Here is a 12,984-nt window from a genome sequence, read left to right on the forward strand (position 1 = left end):
GAGACCCGTTGACCACACACATTCGTTGTGCACACTTGACCGTGGCCCACGCGCGTTTTCTATGATCCTCAGAACTCTTCCCTTTCTGAAGCCGCTTGGACCATCCCGATGATCATTGATGCGCATCAACATTTCTGGCAACGTTCACTCCCCTTCGACTACGACTGGCTAGACAGCCCAGAGCATCAGCCAATCAGCGGAGACTATCTTCCCGAAGACCTTGCCAAGGAGATGGCAAAAGCTGGCGTCGATCAATCCGTCTTCGTCCAAACACAACACAACCTCGACGAAAACCGCTGGGCCCTCGAACTCGCCAATCACTACGATTTCATCGCTGGCATCGTGGGCTGGGTCGATCTGGCGAGTCTCAATTGCGAAGAACAACTTGCGGAGTTTCGCGAGCACCCGAAGTTCGTCGGGATTCGACACATCACCCAGGGCGAACCCGACGACGACTTCATTATTCGTGAACCAGTTAAACGAGGTCTCGCCGTTCTGCAGAAGCACGAAGTCCCCTTCGACCTGTTGTTCTATGTCAAACATTTGAAGCACGCCAAAACGCTCGCCGAAGAGTTTCCCGACCTGCCAATGGTCATTGACCATCTCGCGAAACCTCGGATCAAAAAACAGGTCCTGGATGATTGGGAAGCCAATTTTCGCGCAGCTGCTCGACACGAAAACGTCTACTGCAAACTCTCCGGGATGGTGACGGAAGCTGACTGGAATTCCTGGAAGGTCGATGACCTGCGTCCATACGTCGAGATCGCACTGGAGTGTTTTGGTCCAAAGAGATGCATGTTCGGATCGGACTGGCCGGTCTGTGAACTCGCTGCAACTTATTCAGAAGTCTTCGAAGCTTTGAAAGAGCAGACATCTCAACTCAGCGATGCGGAACAAGCGGACATCTTCGGAAACACAGCACGACGATTCTATAAGCTCGGCTGAACGGTCCTTAGAAATTCGATTCTGTCGCTGCGCGGCGTATTTAAACCGACAAGTCGTGACTAGCGAGTTGCTGCAGTGATTCGTGCGGAGCCGCGAATAAGAATTCAAAAGCGCTTGACAGACGTATCAGTTTCGATTGTCTCAGGCGGCTGATACACTACGGAACCTCAATAAGATTTCCCCCACGGACGTGGCCCTGCGAGTGTTCAATCCTGGTGGATTCGACCACCCGCAGCAGACACTCAATGCACGGACCGGTTTTTCCTCAACTCACTTTCGAGCCTTCACCATGAAACTCGTCGTTTGGGGACTCGTCGTCCTCCTGATCATCATCCACCAGGACTTCTGGCTCTGGGATGACCCCACTTTGCTGGCCGGGTTCTTCCCGATCGGCTTGGCCTACCATTTTGGAATCTCTCTCGCCGCAGCCTTCACGTGGTATCTCGCGACTCTGTTCTGTTGGCCAGTCGAGCTTGAGAGTTCAGAAGACAACACGACCGCGACCGGAGAGGGGGCTGCAGAATGATTCAGCTCATCATTGTTTGCATTTACCTCGGTCTCCTGCTTTGCCTGGGAGCATTCGCCAGTCGAATGTTTCGAGGAACGAGTCAGGACTACATGCTCGCGAGCCATTCGATTGGCCCGTTCCTGCTGTTGATGTCGATCTTCGGAACGACGATGACAGCCTTCGCACTCGTCGGTTCCAGCGGGGAAGCTTACAAAGAAGGAATCGGCGTTTATGGTCAGCTTGCTTCGTCGAGCGGGATCATTCACTCGCTCTGCTTCTTCCTGATCGGTGTCAAAATCTATTCCTTCGGAAAGAAATACGGCTACACCACACAGATCCAGTTCTTCCGCGACCGCTTTGAGAGCGACCGCATCGGAATCATTCTTTTCCCAATCCTCGTCGGCCTCGTCATCCCATACCTTCTCATCGGCGTCATGTCGGCGGGAACCGTTGTCTCGAACATTACCGAAGGTGCGTTCACGAACATCTTCGCCAGCTACGACTACGGAGTTCCTCCGTGGCTCGCCTCCGGTGTGATCTGCGTCGTTGTGTTGATTTACGTCTTCTTCGGCGGAATGCGAGGAACAGCATGGGCGAATGCGTTTCAAACGCTCGTTTTCATGGCTTTGGGAATTGTGACCTTCTACATGATTTCATCACAACTGGGAGGGCTCGAAGCAGCGAGCCAGAATGTTGCGGAGAAGCATCCCACCAAGCTCATGAGGGCAGTCGCCGAAGTAGAAGCCGAAGACTATGAGACTCAACTCGCGGCGTGGAAGAAGCGGGCAGCGTACAACTACGCCGTCGATCATGGCATCCTCAAACTGACACCGGAACAACTATCGGAAGCTCACGAGTCAATGCGTCCGGGCCCTCCGTGGCAACGACAGTTCCTGGAACGGATCGCCGAATCCAATTACGCCTACGCTCATGACCTGATGCCGGAGTTGACTCCAGAGCAGATGAAGATCGCAGAGATCGAGCAAAACGACCGGGTCGTTCCCGATCCAATCCCCGAGAATTTTCTCGAAATGCCGATGCATGATTTTCCCGAAGACAACTGGGCCCCGAAAGCGATGGAGTACTTCTCCAGCATGATCGGTCACCCGAAGGAAGAGGGAAAGATGACCATCAAACAGGCACTCGGACGCTATCGTGCAATGCGATGGGCGCCTGAAGCTCCTCGCGGAATGGATCAACTCGCGTTTTTGACTTACCTGTTCATTCCACTCTCCGTCGGAATGTTTCCTCACCTGTTTCAGCATTGGCTCACCGCTAAAAGTGCGAACAGCTTTAAGCTTCCGGTGGTCGCCCATCCAATCTTTATTGCCATCGTTTGGGTGCCGTGTGTTCTCGTCGGCGTCTGGGCGACGTCCGCATCCATGCCAGGAAACGCCAACGTGCCGCTCGTTCCCTCTCACTTCAATCCGAACGGGGTCCTGGCATACATGGTCGGGCAGTTGACAGGGGACGTCCTCTCCGGATTTTTGACTGCCGGAATTCTGGCTGCGATCATGTCATCGCTCGACAGCCAATTCCTCTGCATCGGCACGATGTTCACAGAAGATATCGCGATCCACTACGGGGGAAGGAACAGGTTCTCTGACAAACAAATCGTGCTCATGGCTCGATCGTTTATTGTCGCGATCGTGTTCGTCACGTACCTATTCAGCCTTCTCGAAGTGCGTCGAGTCTTCACACTGGGAGTTTGGACCTTCAGTGGATTCTCAAGTTTGTTCCCGTTGATTTTCGCAAGCTTGTACTGGAAACGCATGACCAAGATGGGAGCGTATGCCTGTATTCTCGCTGCCTTTGGAACATGGGTTTATTTGTTCAAAGAATCGGGATACGGAGCAATTCCTGACTTCACTTATTTCCGGATGCAACCAGTCGTGACGATGATCGTCGCGTCAACTGCGGCACTTGTCGGCGTTTCACTTGTGACACGCCCACCGAGCGACGAGACATTGGCGAAGTTCTTTCCCAAACAGAAGGACGCCTGAGACAAGTTTCCATGCTTGACTCACATGATCCCGTAGCAGCGAAAGATGCATCCGAGTGACCTGCATTCCATGGAACGCATTCACTGTTTTCAGTGATTCACTCTGACATGCAACTGACTCATTCTGAAAGGCCCCGCGCAACCAGTGGCACGGGGCCTTTCTCATTCTCAATCTTCTCATCCCGAGTAACTGACAATGTGGACGACCGTTGAAATTTCTGGAAGACCAGCAGACGTTTTCCTCCCACAGACTGAAGAGAGCGCAGAGGAAACGAAATTCCCCGGAGCTGTGATCTACCTTCACGCTCATGGAGAAGAGAAGTTGAGTGAGAAGCCGGAGTTCACTCAGATCTTCGAACAACACGGGCTGCCGATTGTCTGTCCTCGCGGAGCCAAGTCCTGGTGGCTCGATGTCATCTGCAAAGACTTCGATGATGAACTCACTCCCATGGAGTTCATTCGACGCGATGTCACTGCGTGGATTGAACAGCAATGGGATGTCACTTCTCCGCGGATCGCACTCTTGGGAATCAGCATGGGAGGACAAGGCGCGCTCAATCTTTCTTATCGACACGCATTGAAATTCCCCGTGGTTGTCGCAATCTCGTCTGCCGTCGAACTGCACAAAGCCTATGGATACGGCTTCCCGATCGACAACATGTTCGAGAGCGCAGAAGAAGCAAGACAGCAAGCTCCCTTGTTGCATCTGCATCCGCTCAACTGGCCCCGATTTCAGTTTCTCGCGTGCGATCCCATGGACCCGACCTGGCTCGAAGGCAACGAAATTCTCGCGAGCAAACTCGCTTCATCCGGAATCCCCTTCGAGAACGACTTCCAGACCTCACTCGGCGGACACACCTGGGAATACTTTGCAGCGATGACAGACAAAGGAATGACCTTCATCTCAACAGCCATCCAGAAGCTGCAAACATAAGCGATCCAACTTCGACGATTGGCGTTTCTAACTCGCGCAAAAAAAGAACGAGCAAACCGGGATTCCCGATTTGCTCGTACTGAACAATCTGTTCCAGCTTGAAAGCCGACTACCGCTTCTTTGTAGCTCTCTTTTTGGTGGCTTTCTTTTTGGGAGCAGCCTTCTTTGGTGCAGCCTTCTTTGGTGCAGCCTTCTTTGGTGCAGCCTTCTTTGGTGCAGCCTTCTTCTTAGGAGCAGCTTTCTTTTTAGTGGCTGCCTTTTTCTTAGTCGCTGCCTTCTTCTTTGGAGCTGCTTTTTTCTTAGTCGCTGTCTTCTTTGTCGCAGCTTTTTTCTTCGGAGCAGCTTTCTTTTTAGGAGCTGCCTTCTTCTTAGTGGCTGCTTTCTTCTTAGTTGCAGCCTTCTTAGTTGCCTTTTTCTTGGCCACGGAAACTCCTCCTTCCAAGAGTTTCAGGGTTGTGGAATCAAGCCGATGCTACTGGGCAAAAAACGGTTGATATTTCCACGTTGCCGAATCCATCCCGATCCGCCAACCGTGGCGAACCGACTGTTGTCGTTCTGAACCAAGCTTTCAGAAATAAACTGAAACGCAAAGACATAGCGACAACAATGACTTGCGGCAAATGTTACGAAATCCCAAAAACCTTGCAACCCTGATTTGTACCGTTTTGACGACAACCCCCACTCGCAGAACAGAATAGATCACGCGTTTTCACGTTGCTGGCGATCAAGTTGAGTGCGCTTCGGACCACAGACTGTCGTATTCGCTGGGTCGTTTGCTCGCCGGGGAACTCGATCAGATTGATACACCCGCAGCAGTTGACTCAGTCGCTCATGAACGAATCATCGAATCAACCCACTGCGCCGACGACACACGCAGCAAAGTTTTGACAGCATAAATTCTGCCGCAAAACGACGCCTTTTCAAAAAGAAACGTGCCGAAGAGATTCACAGTCAACAGCGATCCACTGGCTAGCGACCACTGACGATCGCGATTCCGCTTGTTCCGATTGTGAAATCGCAGAGTGAATTCGGACAGACAATCTGTTCGCGACAAGAACTCAAAACTGCATCAATGAAGACCAAACTCGCTCGTGTCAGCACCATCAACCAACTCAAGAAAGATTGACGACGCGATCAAAAAAATACCAACCCAAACCAAGAGTTGTTCGACACCTGCGCTGTTCAAGCTGTCTCAATGAGACATCAATGAGGCATACGTATCAGTCGGTCGATTCACGCCGAAAGAGCTTTCGCGTATTCGCAGTCACTTGCTTCGCGAACTTATCCAAGGTCAACTCATGCACATCCGCCAGACACCTTGCTGTGTGAACAACGTTGGCGGGCTCATTCCGGTTTCCCCGAACTGGAACCGGTGCCAGATACGGAGAGTCTGTTTCCACTAACAATCGTTCAAGGGGAATCGCGCTGGCCACGCTTCGAAGTTCATCATTCTTCTTGAACGTGACCATGCCCGCAAACGAAATATGCATCCCAAGATTCAAGCACTCCTCGGCAGTTACCGCGGTCCCGCAAAATGAATGCATCACCCCGCGCAGTTGACGTCCCGAAGCGGTCTCTTTGAGGACCTCCACAACGTCATCTTCCGCGTCGCGACAATGCACAATGAACGGCAGATCGCGCTCAATTGCTAACTCGATATGGCGGACGAAGTATTCTTTCTGAAGGTCCAGCGGAGCGTGATCCCAATATCGATCGAGGCCCGTTTCACCAATTGCAACAACACGGGAATGTTCCGCGATTGCTTCAATCTTCGAGAAGTCGTCAGGCTGAGCTTCAGCGACATAGTTCGGCTGAATCCCAACAACAGCGAAGAGTTCTGAATGCTGTTCCGCCAGTCGAACGGCCGCTTCGCTCGTGGACCGAGAGATCCCGATCGTAAAGATTTCCTCAACCCCCGCTTCACGGGCTCGGCCAAGCACCGCATCCAAATCAGTTTCGAAAGACTGCTCGTCCAGATGGGCGTGAGTATCGATGAGCATAGTGGATCTCACGAACTGAGATTGAAGAATTTGCACGAAGAAACGTAGCGAAACCTGCGGTTTACGCGCCACGTTTGGGACTCAGCAACGTCGTTAGGGAATCAAGCATCCCCTGCTCCGCAGCGAAGATCCTATTCGCTCGCTGAACCAATTTCGGAGCTGCCTGCAAGGTGAAACTCTGAAAGCGATTTGAGCACGTCTTTCTGAACGCCAACGGCATTCTGCACGAGTTCGCTAGCCTCAGAATCCTCGGTCAATCGAGGCAAAGCAGCTTCCAACTCGACCAGAACCGCAGCTTCGCTCTCGCGAAGACGATTCAGAAAGAATCCCAGAGACACGAAATGCAGACTCGTATACTCATAGGGATAAACGCCGAAATCGATCGGGTGTTTACACTCTTTCAAGAATGCAACCATGCGTCCGACAACCTGCTCCTGCCGCCGGGCTGTCATCAGAAGATGTTGCTCAGTATCGAGATCATTCACTGCCGCCCATGGCCATGATTCGGCAGCGTATTGCAGCAAACTGCGATGCACCTGCACCAACAAATCATTCACAATTGCAACGGAAGAATCCATGCCATCATCTCATTCTGGTCGTGATCGACAGGCTTACTGAAACAGGGAGGCTGCGACGTATTTTGCTGTCGCAGTCAGATCACCCTGAAGGGAAGACATCCCAAGAGCAAGAATAGGAATCGTGACCAGCAGAACATAGGCTCCGGCCATTCCGGGTACTTCAACAGGTGCCGCATCAGCTTCGGGTTCACTAATAAAGGCCGCCTTCAGAACGTTCAAATAATAGAAGAGGCTGAAGACAGTATTGAGGGCTCCAAAGCCGAGCACAATCCACAAAAACCAGTGAGCATGCCCAGCTTGAAGTGCACTGTAAAAAATCATCATCTTGGCAAAGAAACCACCGAATGGAGGCATTCCGACAAGACTGAAGAAGCTGATTGCCAGGCAAACACAAAGAACCTTTGTCGCCGCACTTCCCGAGATGATTCCTCGGTAGCTCGAAATGTCTTCGCGGAATGTTTCGTTTCTCAGCAAAGCGACAATCGCAAATGCCGAGAGATTCATGAACAGGTAGACCGCGACATAGTACATCAGGCCTTCAATGCAGGTAGCTGCCTGACCAACACCGACGCTCGAAGATGGGGAATTCAAAATCACCAGCATCGCCGAAACCGCCATCACCATGTAACCAGCATGGGCGATCGTCGAGTAAGCAAGCAGTCGTTTCAAATTTGTCTGACTGTACGCAGCAAGATTTCCAAAGGTCATGGTGATAATGGAAATCGTCCCCAATGCGATTCCGAAGAGAATTCCAAGCTGAGCGAGCGACTCATGAGTTCCCTGGAATGCCAGAACAAATCTCACAAGCAACGCCAGTGCAGCCGCTTTTGAAGCGACAGACAGGAATCCGCAAACCTCGGCGGAAGCCCCTTCAAACGCATCCGGACACCAGAAGTGAAATGGAACCAGCGACAGTTTGAAGGCCAAACCGACCAACACCATCATCATGCCCAACACAAGCGTGAGGGCAGTCGTGTTTGACATCGAGAAGAATTCACCCTGCATCAAAATTGCAAAGCGTTCCCCCAACTCCGGCATGTTGGCAGTCCCCAACAACCCAGCGATCAACGAAATCCCATAAAGCATCACGCCCGCGATACCGGCTCCGTAAACAACATACTTCAGTGACGCTTCACCCGCCTGCTTCCGACCTTTCTGGAACGCGACCATCACATAACTCGGGACGCTCATCATTTCGATCGAAAGAAAGAGCATCAACAGGTGATTGGCTCCCACTGCCATCAACATCCCGACAGTGGAACCGATCAAAAGCGTGTAGAAATCCTGACCATCTTCTGCATCCGGAATCCCGGTCAGAATTGTCAGTGCAGTGACCAGAACGAGAAACAGAGTGAGCACAAGCCGGAAGAAAACCGCGAACTGATCGTGAACCAACAGTCCGGTGAAATACGGTCCGATCTCGCCAACTCCCGAAGGAGTCAGTCTCCATTGATCAAACAGAAACTCAAGACCACCAACGCCCGCTCCGCCGGTCTTCAAATACATGAATTGTGCAAACACGCCGAAGAATGCGACGAGTGAACCAAAGAGTGCCACCCAGCAAGTGGGAATCCGTTGATGCAAGTCCAACATTCGCCACAACAAGAGAAGCACAACGGTGGCGCACAACACGAGCTCAGGAGCAAAGACCTCCAGTGAACGAGGGAGGTCTTCTCCAAGAACGTGATTCAAAATCGAATGAACAGACATCGTTTGTTTTCGTTAAGGTGCGTCAACAGGATTCGAAGTGATGACCACGTTTTGGAAGACGAACTAGCGTGACAGCTGCGTAACAGCAGTCACGGTTTCCTGAACGGCCGCGTATCCCTCGGAGAGAGAAACCGTTAACTGGGCGATTGATGCATCCATCAAGTTCAACACCAGCTGATATGGGAAGATTCCGAGCAGAACCGCCAGTACAGCCAGCGATGCTGCAACGGTTGTTTCCCGGCTTGTGATCGGAACGATCTCTTCTTTGTGAGGACCTTTGTACTCAGGTCCCAGGTAAACCCGTTGAATCGTCCAGAGGATGTAACCAGCTGTGAGGATCACCGCGGAAGCAGTGATGATCGCCAGAATCGGGCTGTAACTCCAGATGCTCAGCACAACAAAGACTTCGCCGATGAATCCACACAGTCCCGGAAGGCCAAGACCGGCAAAGAAAATGATCACAGCCAGTCCGCTGTACAACGGCATCAGCTGCATCAGTCCACCGAACTTGTTCAGATCACGATGGTGGACTCGATCGTAGATCACACCCACCATAAAGAACATTCCCGCTGAAGAGATTCCATGACCGATCATCTGGAACATTGCCCCGGCCATTCCGAGTTGCCAGAAGTTCAGATTCTCTGTCGCACCAGTTTCGCTGATCTTCCAGACTGCCATTCCGACGAGAACGTATCCCATGTGACTGACTGAGCTGTAAGCAACGAGTCGTTTGAAGTCTGTTTGAGCCATCGCAGCGAAGGCTCCATAAACAATACTGAAGACTCCCAGAGCGACGAGAGCGTAAGCTGCGTATTGAGTCCCATAAGGACAAAGTGGCATTGCGATTCGCAAGATTCCGTAGCCCCCCATCTTCAGGAGGACACCGGCCAGAATCATCGAAATCGGAGTCGGTGCTTCCACGTGAGCATCAGGAAGCCAGGTGTGAACCGGGAACGATGGAAGCTTAATTGCAAAGCCGATGAACAGCAGAATGAATGCGAAGATCTGCATCGTCGCATCGAACCCGCCGACTTTGGCAATCTCCGCCAACTTAAGCAGGTCGAAGATACTTTCATTCCCGGCGATCTCTGAAGAGGCACTGTTGAAGTAGAACATCAACATTGCGATCAGCATGAGAACCGAGCCGAAAAGCGTATACAGGAAGAACTTGATCGCTGCGTATTCGCGTCTCGGACCTCCCCAGACACCGATGAGAAAGTACATCGGCAGGAGCATGACTTCCCAGAAGACATAGAACAGGAAGAAGTCGAGGGCGAGAAACACACCCATCATCCCGGTTTCCAGGATGAGGAACAGCATGAGAAAGCCGCGAACCTTGGTCTTGATACTCCAGGAAGCCAGGCACGACAACATGCTGATCAACCCGGTCAACAAGACCAGTGGCAGACTGAGACCATCGACCCCCAACTGGTAATTGATGTTCCAGGTCGGCACCCACGGAATGGAGACAGCCATCTGGATGCCACCCTCCGAGCGATCGAACTGCTGCAGGATCAACAGAGTCAATCCAAATGTCACTGCAGTGATCACCAATGCAAAGTTGCGCATTGCATCTTCAGCCTTCTTATCGAAGACCATCAGAAACAGCGCACCCAGCGTGGGCAGAAAGATCGTTGCGCTCAGTAAAAATGCTGGATTGGACATGGCTTGATTTATTCAGTGAATCTGGCAGACCGGAAGGTCGGTAGTAAATCGCAAACAACCTATCGAGGCAGGTAAGCAAACAACACAAAAAACAGCATCACAACACTGACAGCAATAAACATGACGTATTGGCGAAGCCGTCCTGTCTGGACATAACGCAGCGACCGTCCGACGGAGGAAGTCGCTTCTCCAACGGCATTCACCAACCGGTCCACAACAGCTTCGTCGAAACGACGGTCCCAGCTGGAAATGGCAACAACCATTCCAGCGAGGAATCCGAGGAAACGGTCGAGCACGCAACGATCGAAGGCCGCTGCCCACGTCGCCACAACTAAGGTCGGACGAACCCACATCCATTCGTAAAGCTCGTCGAACATCCATTTTTCTCGGAGGAACTCGTGAACGCCCCCGAATTGTTTCTGCATTGCTCCGGTGTCGACGATACCAAGCCCATAGAAGAGATAGGCCAGGATCGTTCCGCCGAATGCGACCAACAGGGCCACCGCACCTGCACTCGCATGGAATTCGTGAATCTGATGATGCCCAGGCAGGTTCAATCCAATATGCCCCGCTTCCATGGCTCCTTCAGCAACATGGACTGGTTCCGTCGTCAGGATCAATTGGGCCAATGGACCATTCTCACCACCGATGGCACAGAACATCGCGAAGAACGCGAGAATCAGAAGCGGTGCTGTCATCACTCGTGGTGATTCATGAGCATGGTCATAAACATGTTGATCTTTCGGCTTTCCGAAGAAGGTCATGAACCACATTCGGAACATGTAGAACGCTGTGATGCCAGCTGTGATCAATGGAACGAAGAACAAGAGCGAGTGAATCGGATTGAGTGACGAGAACGTCATCCCCGCAGCCACGATCGCATCTTTTGAGTGATAACCTGAGAACGCGATTGCTCCCAGCTTCGGAATTCCCAGGAACGGAATGGCGAGACCACTGATGGCGACAACACCAACGAACATGGTCCAACAGGTGATTGGCATTTTCTTGGCCAGGCCACCCATCTTCGTCATTTCCTGTTCATGGTGACATCCGTGAATCACACTTCCGGAACACAGGAACATCAGCGACTTGAAGAACGCGTGAGTAATCAGATGGAAGAGTCCGGCAAGCCAACCGCCGACGCCCAACGCCAGCATCATGTAACCCAACTGGCTGATCGTGGAATATGCGAGCACTTTTTTGATGTCCGTCGCGACAACCGCAATCGTCGCTCCGACAAACAATGTAATACAGCCTGTGTATGCGATAACGAGCAGGACTTCCGGTGTGAACATCGGGTAGAAGCGCCCGACGAGATAGACCCCGGCAGCCACCATCGTCGCTGAGTGCACGAGTGCAGAAACCGGCGTCGGACCTTCCATCGCATCGGGAAGCCAAGTCTGAAGCGGGAACTGAGCACTTTTCCCGATACACCCTCCAAAGATTCCCAACCCTGCAGCGACGAGCAGGAAGTACGGAATCGTCGGGTGTGGGTTGCCACCATCTTTGTGGATTCCCTGCTGAGCTTGCAGGACGACCACTTTCTCCCGACCTTCGCCTTGAGTTTCGAGTTCACCGTCAGCTGTGCGGACCATCTGGAACAGTCCGGTCGAACCTACAGTTTCCGGATTCGTTTCGGCAAACTGGAAGACGCCAAACCAAGTCCAGAGAATCATCAACCCGATGAGAAAACCGAAGTCTCCGACCCGGTTCATGATGAATGCTTTGTTCGCAGCTGTGCTGGCGGTTTTTCTTTCGACGTAGAAACCGATCAGCAAGTAGCTGCAGACGCCGACGAGTTCCCAGAAGATGAACACCTGAAAGATGTTCCCTGCCAGGACGAGCCCCAACATGGCGAAACAGAAAAGCGACAGGTAAGCGAAGAATCGATAGAAACGTCCGACGCGATGGAAATGACCTCCATCTTCCGTGTGAACGAAGTGATCTTCGTAGCGCTCGGTCAGCTCATCGCTCATGTAGCCGATTGCGAAGATATGAATACAGGTCGCGATCAGTGTGACCATGGCAAACATCGCAACGGTCAAACCATCGATGTACCAGTCGAGCGTAATATCGAGGGAACCATACTTCCCGAGCCGGTAAAAGGTTCCGGCGAAAGCTGTTTTGAACGGATCATTTGCGTGAGATTCATGCCCACCATGATGTCCTCCATCATGATGAGCGTCTCCATGCTCTCCGTGAGCGTTGGAATGATCAGCGTGATCATGGCTGTGGGAATGGTCGTCTTCGTGTCCGGCCTCAGCGGCATCAGCTTCATGATGAGCGACTGCGGCGGATTCGGTATCTCCAAAGTGCCACAAATTGAGATCGGCTGCGTCGACCCAAGTGAGGAGAGCGACGAGACTCAGGAGAAATCCGGTTCCGATACATCCGACCGCAAGATAGGCCGGCGTTTTGCTCTTACGATCACTCCAATAGCCACCGAAGATTTCGATCACGAACCCCAGCAGCGGCAATAGCCATGCTGCAGTGAGCAGCCACATCAGCAGATTGCCAACTTCACTATAAAATTCAGGAGACATCATTTGTCGCTGTGGTCAGTCGTTTTGGTGGTCAGTGAAAAACTGTTTCAATCGCAGGAACACTTCGTCGCCACTGCCTGTCAGCAAAAGCTGTCAGCA

At 52.1% G+C, this 12,984-nt stretch carries 10 protein-coding genes; 4 read left to right on the top strand and 6 right to left on the bottom strand.

Annotation, left to right across the window (positions count from 1 at the left end; translation table 11 throughout):
* Positions 1 to 108 precede the first annotated feature (108 nt).
* The 4 genes from KOR42_RS10225 (at position 109) to KOR42_RS10240 (ending at position 4,389) form a co-directional block, all read left to right on the top strand.
* Positions 109 to 945 carry an amidohydrolase family protein gene (locus KOR42_RS10225; RefSeq protein ID WP_231740836.1) on the top strand — a complete coding sequence of 279 codons (837 nt, stop codon included), beginning with the start codon at positions 109 to 111 and terminating at the stop codon, positions 943 to 945.
* Between the two features lie 289 nt (positions 946 to 1,234).
* Positions 1,235 to 1,471, top strand: coding sequence for a DUF3311 domain-containing protein (locus tag KOR42_RS10230; protein ID WP_146509394.1), 237 nt, complete (start codon positions 1,235 to 1,237; stop codon positions 1,469 to 1,471).
* Positions 1,468 to 3,456: a sodium:solute symporter family protein gene (locus KOR42_RS10235; protein ID WP_146509395.1), complete on the top strand. Its 1,989-nt coding sequence runs from the start codon at positions 1,468 to 1,470 to the stop codon at positions 3,454 to 3,456. The genes KOR42_RS10230 and KOR42_RS10235 overlap by 4 nt, the downstream gene beginning before the upstream one ends.
* A 195-nt stretch (positions 3,457 to 3,651) precedes the next feature.
* Entirely contained in the window at positions 3,652 to 4,389 is a 738-nt protein-coding gene (locus tag KOR42_RS10240; protein WP_146509397.1) for an alpha/beta hydrolase-fold protein, read from the top strand.
* A 109-nt stretch (positions 4,390 to 4,498) separates the two neighbouring features.
* Here the strand turns inward: KOR42_RS10240 and KOR42_RS10245 are convergent, their stop codons facing one another.
* The 6 genes from KOR42_RS10245 to nuoL all read right to left on the bottom strand — a co-directional run bounded on the left by KOR42_RS10245 (position 4,499) and on the right by nuoL (position 12,888).
* On the bottom strand, positions 4,499 to 4,813 hold the full coding sequence (locus KOR42_RS10245; protein WP_197441035.1) for a hypothetical protein: 315 nt from the start codon (positions 4,811 to 4,813) through the stop codon (positions 4,499 to 4,501).
* 796 nt (positions 4,814 to 5,609) lie between these two features.
* Positions 5,610 to 6,389, bottom strand: coding sequence for a TatD family hydrolase (locus KOR42_RS10250; RefSeq protein WP_146509401.1), 780 nt, complete (start codon positions 6,387 to 6,389; stop codon positions 5,610 to 5,612).
* A 131-nt stretch (positions 6,390 to 6,520) separates the two neighbouring features.
* Positions 6,521 to 6,967: a hypothetical protein gene (locus KOR42_RS10255; RefSeq protein WP_146509403.1), complete on the bottom strand. Its 447-nt coding sequence runs from the start codon at positions 6,965 to 6,967 to the stop codon at positions 6,521 to 6,523.
* A 33-nt stretch (positions 6,968 to 7,000) separates the two neighbouring features.
* Positions 7,001 to 8,677 carry an NADH-quinone oxidoreductase subunit N gene (locus KOR42_RS10260; RefSeq protein WP_146509405.1) on the bottom strand — a complete coding sequence of 559 codons (1,677 nt, stop codon included), beginning with the start codon at positions 8,675 to 8,677 and terminating at the stop codon, positions 7,001 to 7,003.
* A 63-nt stretch (positions 8,678 to 8,740) separates the two neighbouring features.
* On the bottom strand, positions 8,741 to 10,342 hold the full coding sequence (locus KOR42_RS10265; RefSeq protein ID WP_146509407.1) for a complex I subunit 4 family protein: 1,602 nt from the start codon (positions 10,340 to 10,342) through the stop codon (positions 8,741 to 8,743).
* 59 nt (positions 10,343 to 10,401) lie between these two features.
* On the bottom strand, positions 10,402 to 12,888 hold the full coding sequence (nuoL, locus tag KOR42_RS10270; protein WP_146509409.1) for an NADH-quinone oxidoreductase subunit L: 2,487 nt from the start codon (positions 12,886 to 12,888) through the stop codon (positions 10,402 to 10,404).
* Between the last annotated feature and the right edge of the window lie 96 nt (positions 12,889 to 12,984).

It is taken from the genome of Thalassoglobus neptunius (assembly GCF_007859735.1).
Taxonomy (GTDB): Bacteria; Planctomycetota; Planctomycetia; order Planctomycetales; family Planctomycetaceae; genus Thalassoglobus; species Thalassoglobus neptunius.